This is a genomic window from Streptomyces sp. NPDC059256, from assembly GCF_042753785.1.
GTDB lineage: Bacteria > Actinomycetota > Actinomycetes > Streptomycetales > Streptomycetaceae > Streptomyces.
The window spans coordinates 56,129-81,921 of record NZ_JBHYZO010000007.1; the positions used below are offsets into that span (position 1 = coordinate 56,129).

The 25,793-nt window shown below is 67.7% G+C and carries 22 protein-coding genes, 1 pseudogene and 1 riboswitch; of the genes and pseudogenes, 16 read left to right on the top strand and 7 right to left on the bottom strand.

The annotated features are described in order from the left end of the window. Positions 1–128 precede the first annotated feature (128 nt). Positions 129–336: riboswitch (cobalamin riboswitch) on the bottom strand. Between the two features lie 835 nt (positions 337–1,171). Then, positions 1,172–2,236 carry a hypothetical protein gene (locus ACFXJL_RS17790; protein WP_384693382.1) on the top strand — a complete coding sequence of 355 codons (1,065 nt, stop codon included), beginning with the start codon at positions 1,172–1,174 and terminating at the stop codon, positions 2,234–2,236. 291 nt (positions 2,237–2,527) lie between these two features. Continuing rightward, the gene (locus ACFXJL_RS17795; protein ID WP_384693385.1) at positions 2,528–3,667 is read left to right on the top strand and encodes a peptidoglycan-binding protein; all 1,140 of its coding nucleotides are present in this window, start codon (positions 2,528–2,530) and stop codon (positions 3,665–3,667) included. A gap of 64 nt (positions 3,668–3,731) precedes the next feature. Here the strand turns inward: ACFXJL_RS17795 and ACFXJL_RS17800 are convergent, their stop codons facing one another. Beyond that, positions 3,732–3,950: a hypothetical protein gene (locus ACFXJL_RS17800; RefSeq protein WP_384693388.1), complete on the bottom strand. Its 219-nt coding sequence runs from the start codon at positions 3,948–3,950 to the stop codon at positions 3,732–3,734. Positions 3,951–4,223: 273 nt separating this feature from the next. Here ACFXJL_RS17800 and ACFXJL_RS17805 point away from each other — a divergent pair, with 273 nt between their 5' ends. Beyond that, positions 4,224–4,667: a hypothetical protein gene (locus ACFXJL_RS17805; RefSeq protein ID WP_384693391.1), complete on the top strand. Its 444-nt coding sequence runs from the start codon at positions 4,224–4,226 to the stop codon at positions 4,665–4,667. Positions 4,668–4,715: 48 nt separating this feature from the next. On the opposite strand, the gene ACFXJL_RS17810 is transcribed toward ACFXJL_RS17805, so the two are convergent. Both ACFXJL_RS17810 and ACFXJL_RS17815 read right to left on the bottom strand, forming a co-directional pair. Then, positions 4,716–5,138, bottom strand: a complete 423-nt coding sequence (locus ACFXJL_RS17810; protein WP_384693394.1) for an ester cyclase — start codon at positions 5,136–5,138, stop codon at positions 4,716–4,718. 185 nt (positions 5,139–5,323) lie between these two features. Continuing rightward, positions 5,324–6,526, bottom strand: coding sequence for an MFS transporter (locus tag ACFXJL_RS17815; protein WP_384693397.1), 1,203 nt, complete (start codon positions 6,524–6,526; stop codon positions 5,324–5,326). A gap of 93 nt (positions 6,527–6,619) precedes the next feature. Here ACFXJL_RS17815 and ACFXJL_RS17820 point away from each other — a divergent pair, with 93 nt between their 5' ends. The 3 genes from ACFXJL_RS17820 to ACFXJL_RS17830 all read left to right on the top strand — a co-directional run bounded on the left by ACFXJL_RS17820 (position 6,620) and on the right by ACFXJL_RS17830 (position 9,577). Further along, a complete protein-coding gene (locus ACFXJL_RS17820; RefSeq protein WP_384693399.1) occupies positions 6,620–7,228 on the top strand; it encodes a TetR/AcrR family transcriptional regulator in 609 nt (202 codons plus the stop codon). 224 nt (positions 7,229–7,452) lie between these two features. After that, on the top strand, positions 7,453–8,889 hold the full coding sequence (locus ACFXJL_RS17825) for a sensor histidine kinase (protein WP_384693402.1): 1,437 nt from the start codon (positions 7,453–7,455) through the stop codon (positions 8,887–8,889). 7 nt (positions 8,890–8,896) lie between these two features. Then, positions 8,897–9,577, top strand: a complete 681-nt coding sequence (locus ACFXJL_RS17830; protein ID WP_384693405.1) for a response regulator — start codon at positions 8,897–8,899, stop codon at positions 9,575–9,577. 45 nt (positions 9,578–9,622) lie between these two features. Here ACFXJL_RS17830 and ACFXJL_RS17835 read toward each other — a convergent pair. Further along, positions 9,623–10,258 (bottom strand): annotated as a pseudogene (locus tag ACFXJL_RS17835) (phosphatase PAP2 family protein); the annotation flags it as partial. 443 nt (positions 10,259–10,701) lie between these two features. Here ACFXJL_RS17835 and ACFXJL_RS17840 point away from each other — a divergent pair. The 3 genes from ACFXJL_RS17840 (at position 10,702) to ACFXJL_RS17850 (ending at position 13,543) form a co-directional block, all read left to right on the top strand. Further along, entirely contained in the window at positions 10,702–11,544 is an 843-nt protein-coding gene (locus ACFXJL_RS17840) for a hypothetical protein (protein WP_384693407.1), read from the top strand. 112 nt (positions 11,545–11,656) lie between these two features. Beyond that, positions 11,657–12,187 (top strand): carboxymuconolactone decarboxylase family protein, encoded by a 531-nt coding sequence (locus ACFXJL_RS17845; protein ID WP_358878851.1) that lies wholly within the window; start codon positions 11,657–11,659, stop codon positions 12,185–12,187. Positions 12,188–12,268: 81 nt separating this feature from the next. Beyond that, entirely contained in the window at positions 12,269–13,543 is a 1,275-nt protein-coding gene (locus tag ACFXJL_RS17850) for an MFS transporter (protein ID WP_384693410.1), read from the top strand. A 266-nt stretch (positions 13,544–13,809) separates the two neighbouring features. Here ACFXJL_RS17850 and ACFXJL_RS17855 read toward each other — a convergent pair whose 3' ends face one another. After that, the gene (locus tag ACFXJL_RS17855) at positions 13,810–14,349 is read right to left on the bottom strand and encodes an AAA family ATPase (RefSeq protein ID WP_384693413.1); all 540 of its coding nucleotides are present in this window, start codon (positions 14,347–14,349) and stop codon (positions 13,810–13,812) included. 193 nt (positions 14,350–14,542) lie between these two features. Beyond that, a complete protein-coding gene (locus ACFXJL_RS17860) occupies positions 14,543–14,683 on the bottom strand; it encodes a hypothetical protein (protein ID WP_384693416.1) in 141 nt (46 codons plus the stop codon). 538 nt (positions 14,684–15,221) lie between these two features. On the opposite strand from ACFXJL_RS17860, the gene ACFXJL_RS17865 reads away from it, so the two are divergent. From ACFXJL_RS17865 to ACFXJL_RS17885, 5 genes are all read left to right on the top strand, one after another. Then, a complete protein-coding gene (locus ACFXJL_RS17865; protein WP_384693418.1) occupies positions 15,222–16,046 on the top strand; it encodes a hypothetical protein in 825 nt (274 codons plus the stop codon). A gap of 131 nt (positions 16,047–16,177) precedes the next feature. Beyond that, positions 16,178–20,524: a CHAT domain-containing protein gene (locus tag ACFXJL_RS17870; RefSeq protein ID WP_384693421.1), complete on the top strand. Its 4,347-nt coding sequence runs from the start codon at positions 16,178–16,180 to the stop codon at positions 20,522–20,524. A gap of 14 nt (positions 20,525–20,538) precedes the next feature. Further along, positions 20,539–20,997 (top strand): hypothetical protein, encoded by a 459-nt coding sequence (locus ACFXJL_RS17875; RefSeq protein ID WP_384693424.1) that lies wholly within the window; start codon positions 20,539–20,541, stop codon positions 20,995–20,997. Continuing rightward, positions 20,994–21,926, top strand: a complete 933-nt coding sequence (locus tag ACFXJL_RS17880) for a hypothetical protein (RefSeq protein WP_384693427.1) — start codon at positions 20,994–20,996, stop codon at positions 21,924–21,926. Before ACFXJL_RS17875 ends, ACFXJL_RS17880 begins: the two co-directional genes overlap by 4 nt. Positions 21,927–22,054: 128 nt before the next feature. After that, complete coding sequence (locus ACFXJL_RS17885) at positions 22,055–22,531, top strand: serine hydrolase (protein WP_384693430.1); 477 nt, start codon at positions 22,055–22,057, stop codon at positions 22,529–22,531. Here the strand turns inward: ACFXJL_RS17885 and bla are convergent. Further along, complete coding sequence (gene bla / locus ACFXJL_RS17890; RefSeq protein ID WP_384693432.1) at positions 22,443–23,369, bottom strand: class A beta-lactamase; 927 nt, start codon at positions 23,367–23,369, stop codon at positions 22,443–22,445. The genes ACFXJL_RS17885 and bla overlap by 89 nt on opposite strands. A gap of 691 nt (positions 23,370–24,060) precedes the next feature. Between bla and ACFXJL_RS17895 the strand changes: the two genes are divergently transcribed. Together ACFXJL_RS17895 and ACFXJL_RS17900 are read left to right on the top strand one after the other, a co-directional pair. Continuing rightward, complete coding sequence (locus ACFXJL_RS17895) at positions 24,061–25,014, top strand: GNAT family N-acetyltransferase (RefSeq protein WP_384693434.1); 954 nt, start codon at positions 24,061–24,063, stop codon at positions 25,012–25,014. A gap of 203 nt (positions 25,015–25,217) precedes the next feature. Next, positions 25,218–25,778 carry a hypothetical protein gene (locus tag ACFXJL_RS17900; protein WP_384693436.1) on the top strand — a complete coding sequence of 187 codons (561 nt, stop codon included), beginning with the start codon at positions 25,218–25,220 and terminating at the stop codon, positions 25,776–25,778. Positions 25,779–25,793 lie beyond the last annotated feature (15 nt).

The following is a 25,793-nucleotide window of genomic DNA, read 5'->3' on the forward strand; positions in this document are numbered from 1 at the left end:
GGTGACAGATCCGGCGGACCAAAGGTGCGCACTGGGCGCGGTCGTCCACCTGATATGTACTCCCCCAGACTACGTCTGAGGGTGCCCCCAACCCGCCCACGAGGTCACCGGGATACCGCGTACGAATGGGTCGTGCGCGGACAGCGGGCAGGTCTTCGGACTCGCGGGCACGCCTGCCGGTCTCCCGGCGGGCACCTACTGGCCGTCGCTTCCCAGAACCGTTGCCCGGATCCAGTGCGTATGACGGCGGTCGTTCCCACTCACCGCTGCGGGGCAGTCCCGGATTCCCACCGGGTTCCCTCTTACGACGCGCCTACCTGGAGGGCAGAGCGAACCAGCTGCACCCGCCACCCTAGAGGGATCGGTCAGCGTCGGACAGTAGTGCCCATATTCCGGACGGTGATATGAGACACGGATGGAGCAGGGTGGAAACGGCCCGACGTGTCCGGAGCCGTACGCCAGCTCGCTCCCCCTGTTCCCCGCGTGGCCACCACCACCCGCACAACAAGTCAAAACGACAACCATTCGATCGGACGGATCAGCCGAAGTGTTCCCGCCGGATGAGCTCTTCCCCCGGGGCCCGGGTCCACCGCTTGGCACAGGGATCGAGGCACAACGGCCCGCAGGGTCCCAGTGCCTTCGCATCGCCGTGTGCGACCTCGGTGCGCTGCTGGGGTCAGGCGCCACCGTCCGCCAGGCCATCAACGGATTCCACCGTGCAGAGGGTGAAGCAAAGTTGACGAAGTGGCACTGGTCCCGGGTGGGCGGAATCGCTGTCTGCGCTGGAATCGCAAGAAGGCTGGTGACGAGATCGATCGCCTGTTTCGACAGCGCGGGGCGGAACTGTTGGACGACATCCTGAGGACGCTGGGCAAACTGACTCCTTGTCGCAGATTCACCAACTCTCGCCGATTTCCCCTTGCGTGGCGACCGGAACCACTGGCGCAAGTTCCAGGGCCGAGAGGCGAATCACCCTCGCCTATGGGAAACTGGGCGTAGGAGGTTGCGGTGATTCCATCGCGAGTGAACTGAACTCCGCCACCACGAACTTCCCTGCTCAGCCAATGATGGTTGGTCGCTGCTCAGTCAGTGGTGGTGGGAACGATCGCGTCTCCATCGTCTGCACGATCTTCCCCTGCGCCCCGTCTTCCTTCGAGACGGGAGGACTCATATGTCTCTGTTCACCGGCGCCTACGCGAATCCGCTTGCATCGACCGCCCAACCAGCGATGCAGTCGGTCCTGAATGCCACTCGACAGACGCTGTCACTCGCGGGGGCTCCCAACGTCAACAATATGGCCCTGATCGTCGTTGCGCTCACGGGGTTCAAAGGCACACTCAATCACCCCTGGGCGGCCCTCCGAGAGCAGGAAGAGCACTACTCGGGCAGCCTGCTGAAGATCGCCGCGATGTATGCGGCATTCGACCTGCGAGCGAGTGCCGACCAAGTGGCATCCTCCGGCAGCGGCCTGAGCACCTGGCCCCAGATCGACGCAGCTCTCAAAGCACAGTTCAATCCGGAGATCACTGCCCACACGCCTTCGCTGATCAACGGCTCCACCCTGCTGAAGCCTGAGGACAAGAGCAGGAAGCCCGACTACTCGGCTGTTCTCACCCTCGGCACGGGTCCGGACTTCACCGTGGACTTCACCCAGACACAGAAGGACGCGTTCGAAAACATGATGGCGATCCAGGACAACCCTGGCGCCACGACGACGATCCATGGTCTGGGATACCCGTACCTCAACGGCAAGATCGCCGATGACGGGTTCTTCGACGGAACGTCCAAGGGGATGTGGCTGGCCGGCGACTACGCCCAGATTTGGCGGGCCGCGCGCATTCCCTGCATCAACGACCTGGACACCGCTCAGGGCACCACGCTATGGCATCTGGCGAAGTTGATGACCCTGCTGGCAGACGACAAGCTCGTTGGATCTCTGAGCAGTGGGGAAATGAAGGGCCTGATGGCGCGGGCCGGAAACTTCTTCCACCAGACCACCCCACCGATCTGGCCCACGGACGGACGCTTCATCGCCAGCCACGGAAAGGTAGGCATAGGACCACTGAAATCCAACAAAAAGGTCTTCTCGGAGGCTCTCATTGTCCGTGACACTCTGCGCGAGCTGGAGTTTGTTGTCATTTGGCAGAATGTGATTCAAGACGGGCAAACGCAGAGGAAGTTGTTTGAACCGGTCGCGACGATGGCAGAAGCCGTGATGAATTCCTTCGTGCCCTGACAGTGACTTCCGAAGGATGCGGTTCCGGAACTGCTGGTGGTTGATCCGCCCAGTATCCTGCGCCAGGCTCACAGGCAGGCAGAGGGCTATTCGGTGTGAGTCGGTCCCATGACTGAGAACATGACTGAGGAGAAGGCCCAGCTCGGTGTCCCAGCACCACGCTGTGACGAACGTCGAATCGCCCGGACAGACGATTCCACGTCACCGAGAGATGGGATACAGGGAGGAATCGTGACGCCAACGACCCACGTGTTCTTGGGAAAGAACTGCGACGGAGGTGTCAGTCCGGCGATGCAACTCAGGCTGGGGGCCGCCGAAGCAGGTCTGACTGCCATCTACAGCGTTTCTGGGTTTCCCGGCACGATCACCGAGTGGGCGGGGCTCCGCCAGAACCACGGCGCGGCACATCCAGGTGGCCAGCACACGACCGGGGACGCAGTTGATGTCAACTACGAGTCCAACCCGTACATCGTTGTCCGCACACCCACCTTGGCCGGCGAGGTCGTCTACGGCGGCGAGGCGCCATCCACATCAGCCCCGCCCGCCTCCGCCTTGCGGATGATGCGACTACGCGCAACGGTGGTGTTCGACCGGGCCGTGGCGTTCCTCACGAGTTCGTCTTCGGTGGCGAGCATAGGCGCCAGGGCTCCTGGAGAGCCGACCACAAGTGTCTTCCAGCGTTTCGGTGTCGCGTCGAACGCGTTGAGCCGCTACCTGCAACTCGTGTTCAAGCCCACCGTACCGTCGACGTTCGTTCCACCGCCGCGCCTCATCCGCACTCCGGTCGCCCATGCGTCTACTGCCTCCAAGGCGACCCTCCTCGCAGGGATTTCCGCAGCGGAACGATGGCCGGACACCGTGGCTGCCTCGAACATCTCCGCCGCCCTGTCCGACCCGGCCTTCGCAGCGAACCATCCCGGCTGGAGCACCGACGTCGAGTTCTGGTTCACTCAGATCCTCCGCGACTACGAGGTGGCCCGTATCCCCCTGCAGTTCGGTCCTGTGGCACTGGCACCGACCAGCACACGGAATCCAGCGAACGGCTTTCTCGACCTCCGGCACGAATTGGTGCTCGCCCTGGCGAGCGACCCACCCTTGCCGACTATGCGCTGGGGCGTCTGCGACTTCGGCTCCGCCGAAAGCGGCGACGTCATGCACTTCGACCTGGCAGCCCGCCTACCCTCAGGTTCGGCCGGCCCCATACCGCCGGATGCTCGTATCGACGTCTACACCACCACGGGCATCCAACAAGCCCTCGGATCACTGGGCTTCGACGCCGGCACCATCAACGGCGTTCCAGGCCCCCAGACCGCAACCGCCATCAATGCCTTCCGCGCCAGCCGCACCCCGCCGATGCCAGTCGGCGGCATCGACCAGAATCTGCGCGACGCAATCGTTGTGGCTCTGACGCAGGCGGCCATTCCGTCATAGTTCGGTGCCGGCCGGGCCCGGCGACGGCACGTTCTCGGGATAGTTCAAGGCAACGGATCACCATTCAGTCGGCGGCTTCGCCCAGCTCTCGATCGACCCGGCCGGCCCCGCGGTTCCCTTCTCCCGCTGGTTCCTGGGCCAGGACGTACTCCTGCGCGGCGACAGCACGGCCCTTCTGGTCCGCGGCCGGACGGCAGAGGCATTCGCCCGTGTTCGAGACCTCAGCCCGGGCGACTGGCTCCACGACGAGCGTTGACCGTGGCTGGTTGGCGAGGGGCTCCACCCGGGCGCCCTGGCCGGGCCGCCCCCAACCACCGCCGCACCGGAAGGCGGAAGCGAGTTGCCTTCGTTGCCGACAGCGGGCAGGCAGGGCGTGGCAGGAGTGCCGACATCAACACGCGATGTCAAGCCGTCCCCCGTTTACCCTGTTCAGAGACACGGAATTGAAGCACGGGCCATATGAGACGTGGCAAGTCACTCGACACGAACGGAAACGGGGGCGAAGGAATTGCACGGTACACCCCATGCGGGAACCTCCGATGTGTACCAGCGGAACATGGCCCCTCGCACCCTGGGACCCCGCGCGGCCCTGCTGCTCTCACTGGTACTCGCGCTGCTGCTGGGCGCGCTGGCCATACTGGTGATGTTCCCCGCGGCCCAACACCTCCGCTCATTCCAGGACGGCGAACGAGCGTCCGCGACGCTGCACAGGGACGGCTCGTGCATGGCCGGTAACTGCCAGGTCACATTCGAGGTCGACGGACGGCCGGTAGTGGCAGACCTGCCGGTGGGCAGCGGCGGCGGCAAGAGCTCTGTCGGCGACCGGATGATCGTCCGGTACCAGGCCGACGATCTGAAGTCGGCCGCCCGTGAAGACGATGTCGAGGGCGGCGGAGCAGCCGTGTTGGCCTTGATGTCCGGTGGGGCCGCCGTGTTCTTCCTGGTGCTGTCGGTCGTAGGGGTGGTCTACGTCCGTCGGGAACGGCGCCAAGTTCCTTGACACCACCATACGCAGGCGATGGCTGGTGTCGCGTCTCCCTGACTGTTGTCATCGGGTGGAGGGCGGTGGAGCACCGAGTTGTTCCAGAGCACCTTGGTGGTCCCAGTTGAACCATGCCTCGTCGATCTTCGCGCCCTGGAACCTCAAGGTGACCTGGCCGGATACCTCGAAAGTTCTGCCGGACGGAGGGATTCCCTGGTACTCCCCGACATGGCGACCGCGCACGGCGAACCGCGCGCACACCAGATTCACTTCGGCCACCATGCTCTCCGCGGTGTGCCTCAGTTCGAAGGCCGCGAGCAGTTCCCGGTAGATCTGCGCGGCCTCCTCTCGATCCACTGTCTCCTGGGGCATGGCCGGGTCGTGCTCCAGATAGGCCGCGGTACACAGCTGGGTGTAGGCGGTCTCACGGTTCCGGTCGTCTGTCTCTTCCAGGAAGCGGCTGGCCACGGCCTTGTTGTGCTGTTCCATGTCCGGGTTCATACCCGGGCATGGAACAGCCACGCCGACGCGCAAGAGTGACGTCTCACAGGCATCTGATGAGCGGGCGTGAGGGCGAAGGGACGAGTTCAACAGTCAGTTGCGGAACCAGTAGTACCCGGCCGCACGGGGTGGCGCGGGACGGCTGCGCGGCTCCGGGAGGACTGGGGGGTTCGTCACCGTAGAGCGTTGTTGGTGCGGGCGGTCCAGATCGCGAGCGCGGCGAGCAGGGCGCAGGTGCCGCCGAGCCACAGCACGCTCCGGACGGTGAGTGTGTCGACGAGGACCCCGCCGGCCAGCGCGCCGAGGCCGATGGACAGGTTGAACATGGCCACCCGGAGCGCGGAGGCAGCTTCCACGGCCTGGGGGGCGGACTTGATCATCCAGGTCTGGAGGCCCACGGACGCGCCACCGTAGGCCAGACCCCAGACGACCAGCAAGACGGCGCCGCCGACCGCGGTCTGGCCCAACAGCAGGAAGAGCGGCATCGCCATGGCGAGGGCCGCAGACGTGATCAGCACGCTCCGGTACACCTGGCGGGAGAGCGCCGCTCCGGCGGCGAAGTTGCCGATCATGCCGGCCACACCGAACCCGAAGAGCAACGGACCGACATAGCGCTCGTCGATCCCCGACAGCTTCTGCAGCACCGGGCTCACGAAGGTGTAGGCGGCGAAGTGCCCGAACACGATGAGCACCGTCGCGATGATGCCGATGCGCACGCCCGAGTTGCGGAACTGGTCCATCAGCAACTTCGGCCGGATCACCTGGGAAGCGGCCAGGCCAGGCAGCACGGCCAGCAGGGCGATCAGGGTGACGAGCGCCAGGGCGCTCAGGACGGAGAAGGCGATGCGCCAGCCGGTGAAGTCACCGACCAGGGTGCCGAGCGGGACACCGAACACGTTCGCGGCTCCGACGCCGCCGAAGATGACCGCGGTGGCCCGCGGCACGTCCGCAGGCACGACGAGCCGTACGGCCAGACCGCTGGCGACCGCCCAGAAGCCGCCGATCGCGATACCGACCAGCACTCGGGAGCCCACCAACACGGCGAAGTTCGGCGCCAGGGCGGTGGCCAGGTTGGACACGGTCATCAAGGCCATCAGTCCGAGCAGCAGGAGGCGCCGGTCCATCGGCCCGACGAGCATCGGGACCAGCGGCGCAGCTAACGCGGCGACGATGCTGGGCACCGTCACCATCAGTCCCGCCGTCCCTTCGGAGACCGATAGCGCGGACCCCACGGAGGTCAGGAGACCGATGGGAAGTTGCTCTGCGGTCACCAGCAGAAAGGTGCCCAGAGCCACTGCGGAGACCGCCGTCCAGCGACTCTTCTCCGGGAGCTTTGGTTGCTGTAGCTGGGCGGACGTCTGTTCTGCGGTTGTCAACGGAGTCTCCTTCACCAATTCGGGAGCGCTCGCTCCCATATCGAGGACGGTAGTATGGGAACGCTCGCTCCACAAGTTGGGTACGGTGAACACATGGCACGCCCACGGCAGTTCGACGAGAAGGACGCAGTCAACTCGGCGACCGAGTTGTTCTGGCAGCGCGGCTATCACGCCACCTCGGTGCGCGACCTGGGTGACAAACTGGGACTCACACCCAGCAGCTTGTACCGGACGTTCACTGACAAGCACACGCTGTTCCTGCGTGCCCTCGACCACTACCGGGCCACCGAGTCGGCTCAGGCCCGGCAGCGGTTGGACGCATCGGACCGTCCGGTCCGAGAGGTGCTGCGGGAATGGATGCTGTGGCTGGTCAGCTCCTGCCCATCCGACGGCCAGTCCGGCCGCGGCTGCTTCGTGGTCAACACCGCAACCGAACTGGGTATCACCGACGAGATGGTCCGGGAGCGGACCGAGGCCGCGTTCGAGGTCACACGTCAGGCACTGCGCTCGACGCTGGCCGAGGGCCGCGACCGCGGCGAACTGGCGAGCGGCCTCGACATCGACGACGCCGTGGAACTGCTGTTCACCACGGTGCTCGGCCTACAGGTGCGAGAGCGCGCCGGCCACGACCTCGATCGTCTGACCACCGCGATCAATCTCGCGATCCGTACCCTGGGGCCGCCCCCGGCAGAACCCCACTGATGCGAACGTCGAGCGCATCCGCCAGACCTTCGACAGAGGTCACACTGCGCACGGTCATACCTCAGGATGACCCCCACTCCTCATGAGTTCCGCCTCCAGGCCGGTGACAGCCCGAGACACAGGAAGTCTCCACTGGTCAGAGCGCTGTACCGGTGGGACGGCGTCGATCGGATGGTGCCAGGACTCAGGGCGGGGCAGATCCTGGAACCCGTATCGTCGATGCGGTGGAGAGGGTACGAAACGGCGGTGTGACCGCGTCGGATGATGCACGGTGGATCCTTGATCCGGCGAGCGCGCTGGCTACTGCTGCTGCCACGGCCGCCGGTCTGAGCGCGGTGAGTCTGTGGTGGGCCGTGCCAACTGCGGTCGCCGCGTTCCTGGCGGGACGGCGGCCGGGGCGGGCTCGTCCGGCGGTGCTCGCACTGGGCGCGGTTCTCGCCGCCGGGGTGGCGGCCGTGTCCGTCGTGCCTGGATGGCTCCTGTTGGGGAGCCGCTTCGTGGCCGTGGTGGTCGTCGGAATGCTGGCGTGGTTCGCCGGCCGGTTCTGGCGCCAGTATCAGGAGCTTGTCAGGGCGGGTTGGGAACGTGCGGAACAACTTGAGCGCGAGCAGCGGTTGGTCGCGAGCCAAGCCAGACTGCGCGAGCGGGCTCGCATCGCGCAGGACATGCACGATGTTCTGGGGCATGATCTCAGCTTGATCGCGCTGTCGGCCGGTGCTCTGAAGCTTGCTCCCGACCTGGACGAGCGTCATCGCGAGGTTGCTGGAGACATCAGGGTCAGGGCGGCAGCCGCAGTTGAACGTCTCGGAGAAGTGATCGGGGTGCTGCGCGAGGAGAGTGACAGCACGCCGACCCGAGCGTCCGGCTCCACCATCGCGCAGCTTGCCGAGGAGGCGTCCCGGTCCGGCCTGGTGGTCGAACTCCGTCTTGACCGCGAGATGGCGGGCTTGCCGCCCATGGTCGCGCGGGCGGCCCTTCGGGTGGTGCAGGAGGCGTTGACCAACGTTGCCAAGCACGCGCCCGGTGCCACGGCGACTGTGCGCGTGACGCATACGGCCGCCGAAACGACGGTGGTGGTGGAGAACGGTCCGCCTTCCGGGACCGCCTCTGCGGAGGCACAGCCCCAGGGCGGGGGCCGTGGTCTCCTCGGCCTGGACGAGCGGGTGCGGTTGGTCGGTGGGACGTTCGATCACGGTCCCCGTGACGGGGGATTCACGGTTGTCGCCCGACTTCCGCACACTGCTCCGTCCCAACCACCACCGTTGGTGGCGACGACCGGTGTCGATCTGCCGCAGGAACACCGTCGCGCTCGGCGCCGCGCCGGCCGGGCGCTGGTCAACGCGGCCGTACTACCGCTGATGACGGGGGCCCTGCTGACCGGCGGCCTCGTCGGGTGGGAGATGCTGACGGCATCGCAGGCGGTACTGGAACCCGGGGACTTCGCCCGGTTGCGGGTCGGGCAGGATCGTTCGGAGGTGGGGCGCCTTCTGCCGGACCGTCAGATCACCCATCGGTTGCAAACCGTGGGACCAAGGGGAGATGGTGCGAGGTGCGAGTACTACGCGATGACGGCCGACCGGTTCGACAGCCGGTCCGGGGATGCCTACCAGCTCTGCTTTCGGGAGAACACGCTGGTCTCCGTGGATGTTGTGGCTCCGTGAGCGCCCGATGATCCGCGTGTTGGTCGCCGACGACGAGGCCATGATCCGCGCGGGAGTGCGAGCGGTTCTTGCTACGGATCCGGACATCGACGTGGTCGCCGAGGCTGCCGACGGGCACGAGGCGGTGGAGAGGGTTCGGCTCCACCGCCCCGCGGTCGCCGTGCTCGACATCCGCATGCCGGGCATCGACGGCATTGAAGCGGCCTCACAGATCCGCAGCACGGCACCGGACACCAACGTCATCATCCTGACGACATTCGGTGAAGACGACTACATCCTCAAGGCGCTGAGCGGTGGAGCGGCCGGCTTCCTGATCAAGTCGGGAGAGCCCGAAGAGTTGATCGCGGGTGTTCACGCGGTGGCTGAGGGCGCCGCCTATCTCTCACCGAAGGTCGCCGCCCGGGTGATCGCCCATCTCGCGTCGACCGGTGCGGGCGGGGTGGCCGGTCGGCGCTCCGCCGCCCGTGACCGGGTCAACGCCCTCACCCCTCGGGAGCGGGACGTGCTGACCTTCCTCGGGAGCGGACTGTCCAACGCGCAGATCGCGCGCCGGCTGCATCTGGTGGAGGGAACGGTCAAAGCCCATGTGAGCTCCATCCTCGCGCGCCTGGCCGTGGACAACCGGGCTGCTGCCGCGGTGGTGGCCCACGAGGCCGGGATCGTCCCTGCGATGCCTTCCCAGCCGTGACACGGTGCGTTCGGCCAGTGACATCCAGGCCATCAGCACGGCGACCACGACTGCCCCACCGAGCGTCGCACCAGCCAGCACATCGTGGGGATAGTGCACCCCGACGAGGACGCGTAGCAGGGCGGCAGCGCCGGCGACCGGCAGTGTGAGTGCGGCGAGTCGGGGCCACACCACGGCCAGGCCGACCGCCAGCGCGGTTGCCAGGGTGGCGTGGTTGCTGGGGAACGACCAGTCCCCCACCTCGGGGCATTCCGCAATGGCATCGCGGCCGATGGTGAGTGCACGGCATGGCCGCTCCTGATCCACCACGAGCTTCACCGCCTCACTGATCCCATAGGCGGCCACCGTGCCGACCCCGGTCAGTACGGCTCCGGCCGCCGCCCGGGCATCGTTGCGGCGCACCGCACTCCACCACATCCACAGCAGCAGCACCCCGAGGACGACCAGAGTGCCCTCCGTCGCGATCTCGAAGAACAGGCCCGCCCACGACGGCGCGTCCGCCACCCCTTCGATCACCGAACGGTATGCGGACACCGACGCCCCGTCCGTGACCTCGACCGCACCAGCCTCGCCGAGCCCGCCCGGGGCAAGCCAGACGACCACCCCGGCTCCCGCGCCCAACACACTCACCACGGACAACCAACGACCCGCCCGGACTTTCTTCCGCAACCTTCGTTCCATGAAGTCGAACCTAGGAGCAGGGGCGACCCAACACCCGGGCCGAACGACAGCACCGAACCCCCACGATGGTCAGGTTTGACACCGCACGGCACCACGGGCAGTAGCCGTGTCAGCACACTCGATGAACACTCTTGGTCTCGACGCGGCTCCACGGGCGCAGATCGGCCGCCCATCGTCACGGAAGCCGGCCGGCCACGGCAAGGCGGTAAGGCCCAGCCCGTCACGATTGCGCCGTCGGGGTGATAGGGGCTTCCCCGAGCAGTCGGCCAGGAGCGGGGTGCAGCGCCGGACCTGGTACGGAATCCCAAAATGAGATGCCATCCGCCGAAAACCCGCCTCCCCGGAATACCCCCGGGGGGTATGCTGCTATGGTGGGTGTCACCGGATGGCGACACAGCCAGAAGACAGATCCACAGCACTCATCAGCAAGGTGGAGAAACGCAATGAAGAACAACTCCGGCCACGACATGACCGGCCACAGCGGCCACGGCGCAGCCCGTCCCGGCGGACTCTCGGTCTCCGAGAGCGGGTACACCCTTGAACTCGACGCGACGATCCTTCCCGCCGGGGTGCAGACGGTCACCTTCCGGGTGACCGGTCCCGACGGACAGCCGGTGACCGACTTCGTGCCCGAGCACGACAAGGAACTGCACCTCATCGCCGTCCGACGCGATACGACCGGTTTTCAGCACGTGCACCCGACGATGGACGAGAAGGGCACCTGGAGCGTGGAAGTGGCCCTGGGGCCGGGTGCCTGGAGGTTCTTCGCCGACGTCCACCCGGCCGGCCACGAAGGGACCATGACCCTGGGGATCGACGCCTCGGTCGCCGGGCAGTACGATCCGCAGCCGCTCTCCGGGGACATCCGCACCGCTCACGTCGGTGAGTACACCGTCGCTCTCGACGGCGAACTCGTGCCCGGCAAGGCAAGTGACCTGACGCTCACCGTCAGCCGGAACGGGCGCCCCGTCACGGACCTCCAGCCCTATCTGGCGGCGTACGGGCACCTGGTGGCGCTGCGGGTGGGCGACCTGGGCTACCTCCACGTCCACCCGGACGGCGAGCCCGGTGACGGCGTCACCGAGCCGGGGCCCGAGATCACCTTCATGGCCGCCGCGCCTTCGGGCGGCACCTACCGGCTCTACCTGGACTTCCAGCACGACGGCGTCGTCCGGACGGCCGAGTTCACCGTGCGGGCAACCGACAGCCACACCACCCACTCGAACGCGGCGTCGCCGGCCGCGTCCGAGCACACGAGCCACCACGGACACCACGAGCACCACTGACCGCAGAGACATCGCTGACGGGCTGCCGCGGCAGAGGGGCGCGGCCATGAGTCGCTCGACTCGGCCGGCTCCCTGCCGCCCCCCGTACATTCACCGCTTTGGAAGGACCGTCATGCCCCGCCTGACCCGACTCACGCCCGATACAGCGGTCGGCGCCTCGCGCGACCTCCTCGCCGAACTGGTCTCACGCCACGGCCAGATCGGCGACATGGTCTCCACGATGGCGCACTCGCCTGCCGTTCTGGGCGGCTATCTCCAGCTCAGTCGGGCCATGGGGCGGGCCAAACTGAACCGTACGGTCAGCGAACGGATCTCGATCGCCGTCCAGGTCCTCCAGGGTTGCGGATTGTGTCTCGACGCGCATGTCAGCGCGGCCCGCTCGATGGGTGTGGACGAGGAAGAGATCGAGCGGGCCCGCTCAGGCACCTCGGCTGATCCCGCGATCGCGGCGATCATCGCCCTCGCCCTCCAGATCTACCGCGAACCGACGTCGATCACCGACGAGCAGGTCATCGCGTTGCGTGAGTACGGCTACAGCGACCGGGCGATAGCCGACGTCGTAGGAGTCGTCGCACTCAACGTCCTCACCGGCGCCTTCAACCTGCTCGCCGGCCTCACACCGGGGAGCGGCACCGATGCGTAGGCACACACCGACCCCCCTCTGTACGGCATGGTCCCCGATCCGAGACCGTGCCCCGCCGCATGGACATGGAAGGAACACGCCATGCGCCTGTTCGCCATCCGCGACTACCGCTATCTCTTCAGCGCCCAGATCATCGCCCTGTTCGGTACCGGGCTGACCACAGTGGCCCTCGGGCTGCTCGCCTACGACCTCGCCGGTCCTCGTGCCGGCATGGTCCTCGGCACCGCTCTGACCGTCAAGATGGTGATGTACGTGGTCATAGCCCCCCTCGCCGCCGCGTACGTCGACCGCTTCCCCCGAAGAACCCTCCTCGTCGTCCTCGACGTGGTGCGCGCCGCGGTGGTCCTCGCGTTGCCGCTCGTCACCGAGGTCTGGCACATCTACGTCCTGATCGGTCTGCTCCAAGCCTCGTCGGCGGCGTTCACCCCGACATTCCAGGCCGTCATCCCCGACATCGTCACCGATGAGTCCGACTACACGCGTGCCCTGTCCGCCTCACAGGTCGCCTACACCATGGAGAGCCTGCTCAGTCCCGTACTGGCAGCGGTCGCCCTTGCGTTCATGAGCTTCAACTGGCTGTTCCTGGGCACCTCGGCCGGATTCCTCGTCTCCGGTCTGCTCGTTCTGTCGACGCGCATCCCCAACGCCCGTCCCAGTGCCCACACCAAGGCATGGGACAAGGCAGCAGCAGGCATCACTACATTCTTCAGGACACCGCGGCTGCGGGGCATCATGGCCCTCAATCTGGTGGTCGCGGCAGCGGGGTCGATCGTCGTCGTCAACACCGTCAACTACGTCCGTGACGAGCTCAACGGCTCCCAGTCGGACGTCGCTTGGATGCTCGCCGCATCCGGCAGCGGAACACTCCTGGCCGCGCTCGCCCTGCCCCGTGTGCTCGACCGGATCGCCGCCCGCACCATCATGGTCAGCGGCGCCGGAGTGCTCGTCGGCGGCACGATCGCCGCGGTGGCCCTCATCACGACGGGCCTGAGCACCTGGACGGGGACGGCGATCGTCTGGACCGTGATCGGCATCGGCATGGCCCTGGTCATCACACCGACCGGCAAGGTCCTGCGTGCCTCCGTCGAACCCCGGGCGATCCCCGAGGTCTTCGCAGCCCAGTTCTCCCTGTCCCACCTGGCCTGGCTGGTCACCTATCCGATCGCGGGATGGCTCGGTACGAACGCCGGCTTCGCCCTCACCTGGTCACTCCTCGCGGCCCTCGCCGGGATGGGTGCCATCGGCACCCTCCTCCTGTGGCCACGCCACGACGGACGACGAGGCATGACCGAACCCTCGACACCCGTACGGCCCGCGGCCCGGGCTGACAGGTCCACCCTGTCCAAGGCCGCGTAGAGCAGTCCGACGGTTCGCGCCGCGCACGCTCCCCAGCAGGCGCATCAGGAGGCCGTGGTCGCCGCCCCGTTCCACCCGGGCGGCGGACACGGCCTCCGTGGCGCCGACGGCGCAAGCCTGTTCTGACTCGATGCCACCGGCTGAACGCACCACGCATCACACCGCCACGACTCCGGTGCGGTTCGTCCAGCCGCACCCGCACCACGTCCCCCACACCACGGCACGTGCCGGCAGGGAGTCAATTTCTGCTCGACCTGGAGGGACGTTCACCGTTGCCCGAGTGCCGAGCTGACTGCGCTGACACGGCGCGCAAGGCAGTCAGCAGGAATGTCGATGAGTTCATACCCGAACGCGCGATAGCTCTCCTCGTGGAAGCCCTCGAAGACCAATGACTCCTCAAAACTGATCCGCCGAGCACTGGTCGGCTCGCAGAATCCCAGGTTTCGCACGAAGAACACCTGGCGCTCGTAGATCTCTTCGGTGGTGATCCGCTCGATCTCCGCAACCAGGGTGCGGGACACCGACAGCCTCAGATAGCGGGCGAGCGCCAAGGTGCAGAGAGGGGACCTGTCGAACACCTGCACAGGGCTTGTGGTGATGGTCTCCAACTGCCGTTGCCTTTGCAGTTCAACCACATCATCCACAAAGGTCGGTCGTGTCCACGGCTCGGGCTCACCGTGAGCCTGAGCACGTGCGATGACCGCGGTGGCGGCCTCCTCAACGACCCCGTAGCCACGCTCTGCCAGGCATCGAAGGATCGATGTCTTGCCTGAGCCCGGCGTGCCGGTGAGAACGTACCGTCGCATGGTGGGAAACCTTCCTCGCGTGGCTGGATCAGTTCACCGGCCCTCAGCCTCGACGGAGACATCGAGCAGTGAGATCTGGGACTGGTAAGGGGGAGACAAGGAACCCTCGACGGCTCACGAGCCGGAGACATCCCTGCTGTCGAGGCGTACGACCGAAGGGCCCATGAGGCATCGATCAACGTCACGCCAGCGTTCAGTACAACTCATCGACCGGGCCATCGGCAACCGCACCGGCGATCGGGGCGCTGCCCAGGGAGATCTGAGCCCACTGTGCGGAGTGGGAACGGGCCAACCATGGGTGGGCGAGGACGGGTTCGAACGGCCAGGGCGTCACGCGGGGACAGATCGCGATGGGAGCCAGTGCCCTTCCCGATGACCAGGCCGAGTGTGATGACCCGGTCGAGGGGGGTGACACGTCCACCCATGGATGGATTTGCCCCGGAGGCACTTTCCAGGGGCATGCATCGGAGTGTCCCCCTCTTCGCCGGGTAGCCAGTTGTTGCCGGCAGGTACTGCTGGCTGCGGAAACGACATCGCGGACGGAGGACGCGGAGAGATCCCACGAACCGTACGGCGGCAACGGCCGAAACAGCCGTGGTCACCACAGTCGATACGGTGACACAAGAGCAATAGACCCCGGGGACCCGTGACGCAGACGCTCCCCACCCATGCCATGAAGAAGGCGCAAGCACATCTGACCAGGCCCGAGGTCCGGACGCTTCGACGGCCACAGGTCACCAACCGAGCATCGCACTGACACTCCTTCAAAGGCCGGAACGACCACTACCGCCATCCATCTCGGTGCCTGGATCCCAGGAGGAGTCATGAGACCAATCAGCCTTCCGCCTCGAACATCCCGAACCTTAGCCGTAGTGATCTGCGCAATCCTGACGGCTCTTGCGCTGACCGCATGTGCAGTCACGCGGGTGGCGGTCGTCGCCAAGTCCGCCGTGAGCGTGGCACGCATCTTCTCCAAGCAGGGCAGCGTCCCGGTGATCCACCAGTCAGCCAAGTTCAAGGTGACAGCGATTGCCAGACCCCGCACCGCAGCCGAACTCGCCCGGTTGCTCGGCGGGAAGAACAAGAAGGCGGAGGCCCAGATACCCGTCTCACCGACAGCCGCGGGCGACAAGCCGATCCCCGCGCCCGACGACTCCATGTGGAAACTCGTCATCAAGCGAGAGGTCCAGGGCAGGACGGAAGCAGAGGTCTATCAGGTCGACGGTGGGAAGAAGTTGTTCATGCACACGAATGGCCGCACTTCCCAGTCGCTGGAGCCCGGCCGGAACCTCGTGGTCATCGAAGCACTCACGGACAGCACGGTCGTGGCCCTGATGGACACCGATGGGGAACCCGAACGGAGTGCGGGCACGTTCTTCATCAGCCTGGCACTGAAGAACGGACGTGAGTACGACTTCGACCACGGCAAGAGGTCGGGCAAGAGCAAGAAGGGAGACCTTCGGATCGGCCTCGCGATGAGCGCGGTCAACGGCGCCAGAATCGCCGAGATGGACAAGCGGCCGTCGCTGGCCGACTGCCTCACGGTGAAGCCCGGGGACTGGGAGGACGGCATCCCTGCGTACACCGTGCCATGGGGCCACTACTGCCTCTTGACCAGCGAAGGCAGGTTCGCCACGGTCAATTTCAAGCTCGGCAGCCACACCTACACCGTGTGGCAGACAGCCCCGGAGAAGTAGCCGTATCCCCTTCGCCCGCAGTGAGCCGGATCCTCAGGAGGTGATTCCGGTTCGACTCGCTGCGGGTCGGTCCTTCCGACCACGCAGGGCCAGGGGGACGAGGCGTACTTGCCCGGGACGCGAATCGGTACATGTTCCACGAGGGATGGAAGGGCACCGCGGTGGGCAACAAGGCGAAGGCGGCAGTGGCGCGCAGGATCGTGCGCTATCTCGATGGGGGCGATGTCACCGGACTGGGCCCGGACTCGGAAGCGGACGTCACTCGGATGGTCCGGGATGCAGTGGAGCATGACGAATCCGGAGTGACCGGGGAATCGGAAGCACTGTGGCTCGCCCTGTGGCTGGCGCTGTGCGGCTGCACCGCACCCGACCTTCCGGGCTCGCGCGACTCTCATCGAGCCGCCGCCGAAAGCAGGTTGGCGATGATGGACGAGATAGGCCCCTCGCTCGTCCCCCCAGGTGCCCACGAAGCGATCATCGGGCGGGGCCCGTTGCCCGAGGACCATCGAGTGTGGGCGGCCCTGGCCGGCACGCTGCTGCTGGACGGAGAGCCGGGTGATCTGGCCAGGGCAACCGCGGCCGTGGAACGCTACCGGCTCGGCGCGGCAGACCGGGGCGGTGTGTCGGTTCCGGTCGCGCTCGCGCTGGGCGAACTCCTGATGGAAGAGATGGCCGAGGCCACGTACGAACCGGCCGCTGCGGGTGCTCGGGCCAGCTTCACGGTGGCGGACGTCGACAGTACGAAGGGCGATGCACCCGGCGACCTCACAGCCGGTTGGGAAGCCGTGGCTGCCATTTGGGAAGCGGGCATAGCACCGCTCGCGCCCGGTTCCGCGCCGCGGCTCGCGACACTCTCCAGCCTCGGCGCCGCACTGGGCGTCCTGGCCGGACTGGACCCCCTGGACCAGTTCGCGTACCGCCCGTTGGACGAGCGGGCCGCCGCACACCTGAACCGCGGCCTCGAAGTCCTGTGGGAGGCGAGCGCGTTCCTGCCCGAGAACCAGGAAGCCGTGGGCACCCGTGCGCAGATCGCGAACCTGCTGCTCCACCGCCATCTGAACGGATCGCCGCACGGCGAGCAGGAGTCCCTCGACAAGGCCATCGCCCAGCAGGGGCACGCGGTGCAACTGGCGGAAGAGTGCAACGCTCACCACAAGGGAGTGCTGTACACAAGCCTCGCCAACCTCTTGGGCCACCGGGCGCTGCTGCTCGACAGACCGGAGGACCACACGGAGTCCCTGCGGGTCGCCCAGCGCGCCGAGGTGTTGACGCAGGGCGGAGACCCTGAGCAGCACTCAAGCGCACTGGCCTGCCTGGGTCTGGCCGAACTGGGATGGTTCGATCGCTATGGTGACGCACCCCTGCTGGACGACGCGGTCATCCATCTCAGGGCCGCCTGCACCATCGCCGGGCACCCGCCCGACAGCCATACGAGCGCACTCCAGACCCTCGCCGAGGCTCTGCTCATCCGTCACGAGCGGGGGTCCGGCTCCCCCGAGGCGGCGGTGCCGGACGGCAGCAGACTGTTCGGGGCCGCCACCGACCTCGATGAGGCCCGGGCTTGCGCGGAGACCGTGTTGGCCTCGTCCCCGTCCTCGCCTGACGACTTCGGCCGACTCTGCGTCCTGTCAACCATCTATCTGACCGCGTACCAGGAGAGCAGCGATCCCGGGCTGCTCAACGCGGCCGTGCTCGCCGCCGAGTTGACGGACACCGTGCCCGCGGACCATCCGTCAGTCGCCGAGTGTCACGCCCGGCGCGCGGGCACCCTCGCCGAACGGCACCGCCTGCGCCCGGTGTCCGAGGGTGATCGTGACCTCGCCGAGGCCATCCGGCAGGCGCGCCTCGCCGTAGCCGTAGCCCCGCCCACCGTGCGGACGTTGTACCTCCACAACCTTGCCGTCCTCGTAGCGCTCAGGCTCCAGACCGTGCGCTCGGAGCGGGATGTCCGCGGCCTCCTCACACTCCACGAGGACATCGTGGCCGCGACACCCACCGACTCCCGGCACCTGCCCGGCCGACTGCACGCCCAACAGGCCGCCCTGCTGCAGGCGGCCCAACTGCTGGACGACCCTGGCCTGCTGTCCGATGCCGTCACCGTCGCCGCCCGAGCCTGCGCAGTCGCCGGACGAAGTGGACCATCCCGCCCCCTGTTGCTCATCGGGCATGCCCTGGCCCTGTGCGAGCGGGCGCAGGCAGTGTTGAAAGCGGCCGGTCCGTCCGGGGCAACCCGCCATGCCCCCGGGACGGCCACGACCGGCGACGAAGGCACTCGTCACCCCACCGGGTCGGCTGCCTCGGTTGCCTCGGTTGCCTCGGCTATCGAGGGACCGCTACCCGCTCTGACGGACGCCGAGGCCATCGGCCGGGCCCAGGCCGATCTGAGCGAGGCCATCCGGGTCGTCTCGCTGGCACGGGACGATGCACCGGCCGGCAGCGCGACGGGGGCCTGGGCGCTCACCGTTCTCGTCCGCGCCCTGTTGGCCCAGGCGAGAGCCGCCACGGATAACAGCCACCGGGGCACCTCCGAGACCAGTGACACCCAAACCGAGGGCACCGACACAGCCCTGAGGCGGGCAGTGGAACTGATCGACCAGGCTCTCGACACCCCAGACAGCCGGACACACTCACTCCGACGGCACCAACTCCTGCTGCTACGGGCCGAAGCTCTCCTGATGCAGGCCGAAGGATCGTCCGGTGAAGTGTCGGACACCCATGGCCTGCGCGCCCCGGACCCCCGCGCCCTCGGCGACACGACGCCCACCCCGACCAGGCGCGCACTGGCCGACCTCGACGAGGTCGCCCAAGCCGACCACGCCCGGCTGCCCGACCGCCTGGTGGCCGCAGAGCGGTCCGCCCGTCTCACTATGGACCTCGGCGACGCCGCAGGAGCGCACCGCCGCTACCGGCTCGCCCTCGACCTGCTGCGACGTTGGATCACCGTCGGACTCCTCGCCAACGATGTGCGCACCTTGCTCGGAGACTGGCGGATGCTCGGCGCCGACGCCGCTGCCGCGGCCATCGCCGACGACGATCCGACGAGCGCTCTCGCCCTGCTGGAGGACGGCCGCGCGGTCCTGTGGCAGCGCGTCCTGGAGTTGCGCACCGACATCGATCGCGTGCACGACCTCGACCCCGCACTCGCCACCCGGCTGCGGACGAGCGCCGCCGTACTGCGGACCGCCTCGCTCGAAGCCGTCCCCGCAATCGGGCCGGCCTTCGAAGAACGACGCGGCCACCGCACGATACGGCTGCTCAACCCTGGTACACAACAGCTCCAGAACGCCGAACTCGCCTGGTCGGCAGCCGCCGCCGAGGCCCGGAGGCTGATCCCGGGATTCCTCGAACGTCCGGACCCCGAGGCGTTGTGCGCAGGACTGCCCGGCCCGGTCGCCGTGGTCAACGTCAGTCGACACCGCTGTGACGTACTGCTGGTCGATCCCGGTGGTGTGCGCCTCCTGCCTCTGCCCCTGGACCTGGAGGCCGTACAGCGGCACGCCGCCCTGTACCTTGCGGCGGCCCGGACCTTCGAGGAGCGCGCGTCAACCGGTGCCGCCCCGCTGAGAGTCGGGGTCACAGGACCGTTCAACCGAGTGCTCGGCACCGTCACCGGCTGGCTCTGGGAGACGGTCGCCTCCCCTGTCCTGGAGGCGTTGGCCGTCCCCAAGACCGAGGAAGGAGGGCTCAGACCGCGACTGTGGTGGTGCCCGACGGGGCCGCTCGCACTCCTGCCGCTGCACGCCGCGGGCCGACACACCACTCCTGGTGAAAGCGTCATCGACCGGGTCGTCCCCTCCTACACGCCCACCGTCGCAGCGCTCGCCGCTTCGGCCGCCGCCGGGGCGAGTACCGCCCGGCCACGGATGCTGGCGGTACTCGCTGACCGCGTGGACGGCGTGGCGCACCTGCCCGGCGCCGACATCCACAGCGCGCTCATCTCCGCGTGTTTCCCGGGCGCAACGGTGCTCGGCAGCGGACAGGCGCGCTCCGAGCGCGTGGTGTCGCAGCTGCCCACCCACACCCTGCTCCATGTGATGTGTCACGGCAGCCACGACCCGTACCGTCCCGAACGCAGCGGACTGCTGCTGGAGGACGGTGTGTTGCCGGTGTCCGCGCTGGCCGCCGAGCGCACCGATGCCGCCTTCGTCTCCTTGACCGCCTGCCAGACCGCGACCCTCGATCCCCTGACCTCCGACGAAGTGATCAGCATGGCCGGTGCGATGGTGTTCGCCGGCTGGCGCCAGACCGTCGCCACCCTCTGGCCGGTGGACGCCGCCGAGACCACCGCAGTGACCTCACTGCTGTACGGAATCGGGCCGTCGCCCAGCGGCTCTCCCGGCGCACCGGCAGCCGAACCGTTCACACCTGATCGCGCGGCCCGTCGGCTCCATGACGCCGTCATGTCCCGGCGATCGCTCACCAGGGCGCCCCAGGCCAGGCTCTGGGCCTGGGCCCCGTACCTCCACATCGGCGCCTGACCCCAGGAGACCCCTTGAGCACTCCCACCCCGTCCGATCGTGGACTCGCCGAGTTCGCCGAGTTCGCTGACCATTCGGCCCCCAGTGCACCGCCCGCGGCGGACACACTCCACTTCGATCTACCGGCTGGCACCCCCTTCGACGAGGGCTGCGTCCTGCTGGAAGAAGCCGTGAAGCAGGATGAGCTCCAGCACCGGTGGATACGCATCACCATGAGCGGCACCGCCGAAGCCGTGCTGACCAGTCGGGACTTCCTGCGCGACAACTACGGCATGAGCGTGCCGATGGCGGGCGGTCTGGCACAGCAGCTGGACACGCCGGGTGCGGGCGGGGAAAACCCGGAGTACGTGTCCGCGATCCTGTACCGCTGCCCCGTGACCGGCTGTGGGCAGGAGAGGGTCACGGTCTACGGTGACGCGCCACTGTGCCCGGTTCACCAGGGGGAGATGGCCGAGGCCGGGAGGATTCGATGAACCCGGCCGACCTGGCGTCCTCCGCGTTGTCCGTGTTCACCACGCGCTTCCTGCTGGTGATCCTGTTCCCGGTCACCGCAGGCTCGCTCTATCTGCTGTGCCTGGTGTGGGCCGGGGCTCCGGAGGGGAGGTTCGCGGCGTCCGCCATCGGTGACACCGCAGGGAAGCTCGGTGGAGGAAAGATCGCCCTCCTGCTCCTCGCTCTGCTGGTGGCGGGGTTCCTGTTCCAGGCGGCGCTGCCGATCATCCACCGGTTCTGGCAGGTCCTGCCGGTACTCCCCGGCCGCTCAGCCCGCCACCGCTCGCACCTGCGGACCAAACACCGACTGGAGGCGACCAGGGACGCCGTCGGCCAGGTGCTCACCCTGCCGGCGCACGAGCGGGGCGCCGTCATCCTGGCCGCCCGGCAGGCGGCCCAACGGCTCGACCACGAGTACCCGCCCATGGACGCGAACGTGTTGCCGACCGTGCTCGGCAACGGTCTGCGGGCGCTGTGGGCGGGCGTCGGTCGCAGTCACGGTTGGAGTGCCGACGCGGCGTGGCCCCGGCTGTACGCTGTCCTACCGGACTCCACCCGACTGCTGGTCGACGACGCCCGCAACGCCCTGGACCAGGCACTCGCCCTGACGACGGTGTGGGTCCTCACGGCCGTGGCGGGCCTGCCCCTCCTGATTCCGGCGGGCTGGTGGATCCTGCTGACCGCGATACCCCTGGCCCTGGCGGTGCTGTCCCACCGCGGGGCACTCGCCGCCGTCCCCATGTACCGCGCGACCGTCCAGAACGCATTCGACCTTCACCGTCTTGACCTGTTGCGCGCCCTTCACCTGCCGATGCCGGCCGACACGACCGCCGAACGAGTCCTGGCCTCCGGCCTCTGCGACGCCTGGCACCGCGGCACCGCTCTAACCGGCCCGTACGACCACGCCTGAGCCGGCCGGAACCGGCGTGCCGCACCGCCGGTTCCGGCATGCCGGGCCACGCCGGACCACTCACCCAAGTATGTGCCGACGGTGGCCCCCGGTCCGGAACGGGCGGATGGGTTCGGCGTGTCCGAGCCATGCGGGAGCCTGAGACCACACGGCCCGACATCGACCAGGGGGCCGCCTGGGGGTTGGGCTGGGGGTTGGGCTGGGAACTGTTCGACCTGCCGGGCGGCACGGCCTTCGGGCACGACGGGAACACCATCGGCCAGGGGGCATTCCTGCGCGTGGTGCCCGAGCGCGAAATGGCGGTTGCGATCTTCACCAACGGCGGCCCGTCGCGGAGGGTGTACGCCGAGGTCATGGGACGAGTACTCGATGAACTCCGCGGGGTCGGGCTGCCCCAGCCGACGCCGGGGGGTGGCTGCTCCCCCGCCCGAGGCAGCCCGCTGTACCCGATACGTCAGCGCCTACGCATCGGTCACCTCCCTCGCCTCCCGACCACGTGCAGATCGTGCTCGGCCGCTAGGACAACGTCCCTGCGACAACGGACGCCGCGTCCGCGATCAGTTTGTTGTCAAAGTCAGCGTCCTCCGCACCGCGATTGGACATGATCGCCATGACGATGGGTGCAGCATTGGGGGGCCACACCACGGCGATGTCGTTGCGGACTCCGTAGGCTCCGCCTCCTCCGGTCTTGTCGCCGACCACCCAACCCTTGGGGACTCCCGCTCTGATGAGTTCGTCGCCGGTCGTGTTGGTCCGCAGCCACTGCGTGAGCTGTGCGCGTTCGTCCTCAGCAAGGGCATCCTGGAGTACGAATGCTCGTAGGTCAGTGGCCAGCGCACGTGGCGTGCTGGTGTCCCGGGTGGCGCCGGGGGCCCACTGGTTGAGTTCCGGCTCGCGGCGGTCCACGCTGGTCACGGTGTCGCCCACCTCTTCAAGAGCGGATGCCAGGCCCTTCGGCCCGCCGAGTGCATCGAACAGCAGATTGGCCGCGGCGTTATCGCTGTACCGGACGGCGGCGTCACACAACTCGCGCAGGGTCATGCCGGTTTCGACGTTCTTCTCGGTCACGGGAGAGTGTTCTATCAAGTCGTCCTTGGAGTACTTGATCACCTTGTCCATGCCGTTGAGGGAGTGCTTGTGCAACACGGCAGCCGCAGCGAGTGCCTTGAACGTGGAGGCATAGGCGAATCGCTGATCGTCCTTGTACGCCACCTCGCGCCCGGTACCGGTGTCGACCGCGTAGACACCCAGCCGTGCACCGTACTTGTGCTCCAGCTTCCTGAAATCGTCGACGAACGGCTGCACTGCCGGTGCAGAGCGCTTGGTTGCGGCCGGCGGAGCCGGTGCGGCCCGGTTGTTGTCCTGGCCGCAGGCCGCAAGTGGGAGGACGGCGAGTGCGACGAGCCCACCGGCAACGACCCGCCGTCCATGTGTGTACTGCATGGTTCGAACCTCCGGATAACCCCGGGGAAGGGTGCAGAGAGGGGTAGGTCACATGCCCGGACTGCGTCCTGGGAGTCAGGTCCGACCTCACCCTTGACCTCCATGATCGATGTACGGGGCATCAAGCCATGCTGCCCTGAGACCGCACCGAAATGCACTTCGCCTCTCCGCGCCAAACCGATGCCGCCCCCGCGGAACTCCCCCTCCCGGCTCAGATCGTGGCGGCCGTCCCGGCTTCCCAGGCGGCGGGCAGTCCCGGGCGACGCGCATGCCGTTCAGGGCCGTCCCACTCATACAGCCCGACGTCGTTGCATGAGAAAGGTGGTCAATCGGTGCTGAGGCCGGGACGTCGGTGGTGCCGGCTCTGGGTACGAGGTACTCGCGCAGTGCCCGCTGCGCTCAGGCCCGTTCGGCTTCCATGGAGTGCTCCGACCGCCGGCATGAAGCCGCTGGACAACCTGAGCTTCGGCGAGCGCGGCCACGAGCCGGTCCTCCTCCACCGAGCGAGGCGGGCTCGGAAACAGGCCGACGTACGGCGGCCGTCTCGTCTGCATGGCGCTCGGGGGCTGCCGCGATCCGGTGTGGTCGGCCCACCGGACGGCGGAGTTGGGGGCCGGTGCTGCCACCTCGGTTGCCGAGCGGAGGGAAATCGGTTCGACGGCTTCACACAGTCCTGACACCTTGGTGGACCATGACGGACTTCGAGCTTCTGACCGCCGCGGACGTGCAGCTCATGCAGGCGCTGGCGCAACGCGTCACCGCCAGCTGCCCGACCCTGGTGAACGGCGATGCCACGTTCGGTGAGCTGGCCTGGAACTGGGGCAGGGGGCACACGGACCACAGCGCGAGTTGGCCGCGCCGGCTGTGGTTCTCGGACGGGGATCTGGTGGCCTGGGGCTGGGCCCGCCTTCCGCACCAGGTGAGGTTCAGCGACGGCTCGCTGAAGGACGTCACCGGTGCCTATCTCGCCTATCAGGTCCATCCTGATCACGCGGGGATGGTCGACGAGGTGATCGACTGGTACGACGGTGCGGCAGCGGGCTTCGAGCGCACGGTGACGCCGAGTGCCGCCAACAGGTTTGCGCTGCAACGATGGGCGGCCCACGGCTATGAGACCGACCCGGCCTCGCTCGGCGACGCCGGGTCCTGGAGCCAGCTCAACGAGCGGGAGCTGACCGATGTGGAAGAGCCGGTACTGCCCAGGGGATTCCGGTTCCGCACTGCTGACGAGGCCGGGCCGGACGCGGCGGTCCAGGCCCATCTGGACGCTTGGAGCCCCTCGGCGTACTCGACGGAGGGCTACCGAGGCGTCCGGCAGACAGCGGGGTACCGCGGCGACCTGCATCTCCTGGTGGAGGCACCGGACGGAACGATGGCAGCATCGACGATCATGTGGCTGGACGAGGCGAACAAGACAGCGGAGTTCGAGCCGATGGGGACGCATCGGGACTACCGACGTCTGGGGTTGGCAAGGGCGATGCTCCTGCGCGGAATGCATCTGGCGCGGGCGGCCGGCGCCACTCATATGACGGTCGCGTGCCTGGGCGCACCGGGACATTCCCCGGCGCGCGAGCTGTACTACAGCGTCGGTTTCCGCGAGCTCGTGCGGGATGCGCCGCTCATCAAGACCACCGCCGGAGACTGAGCGCCATCAGTTCTGGACTCCGCCGTCGGTCAGTTCGCATCAGGGGCCGCCCGACGGGTAGCGGAGGCGGGGTGATGCCCCCTGACGTCTCCGGAGCCGAAGACTGCCGGAGGCGCACACTGCGCAACCGCGCCCCCTGTCTGCATGCTGAGGTCGTTCGGCATCCATGGGGGGCATCCGTGAGAGCAACCACAACTCGCAGTGTGAGACGCGCACGCAAGGGATTCGGCCTGGCGGTGACGATCCTCCTGCTGCCCTTCGGCGGCTACGGATTGGCCCGGACGGGGATCCTCCCCGAAGGGACACCCCTGGTGCTCGGCCTGCTGTCGTTGATCGTGGGCTTCGTCCTACTCCCCGCGCTGTGCGAGGAGCGAGCCCCTTTCCTGCGTTCGTCGTCGCGGCTGACCGCGCGCACCCTGACCGGCGAACGATCCGTCGACCTCAACCGGATCACTACGGTCCGGCTGCTGACAACGTTCTCGTACGGCGGCCCATACCGGGCCCTGGTGGTGCGCGACATCCATGGTGTGCGCCTGGGCATCACGACCGGGAGAAGCCGGGGGATGCTGCGTCGAGCCATCGAGAGGGCAGACTCGACCGCCCCACGGGACGCCCCCCGCCCCCGGGTGAGCCGCGCGGCGCGGGCTCATCTGAACCTTGCCCCAAGACGTGGGCTCATCGTCCACACGGTGCTCGCCTTTCTCCTTCTGACGGTTGGCCTGAGTCTCTACATGAGCGTCGTGATCCGACTCGGCGGATACTGAGCCGTACCCGTGGTG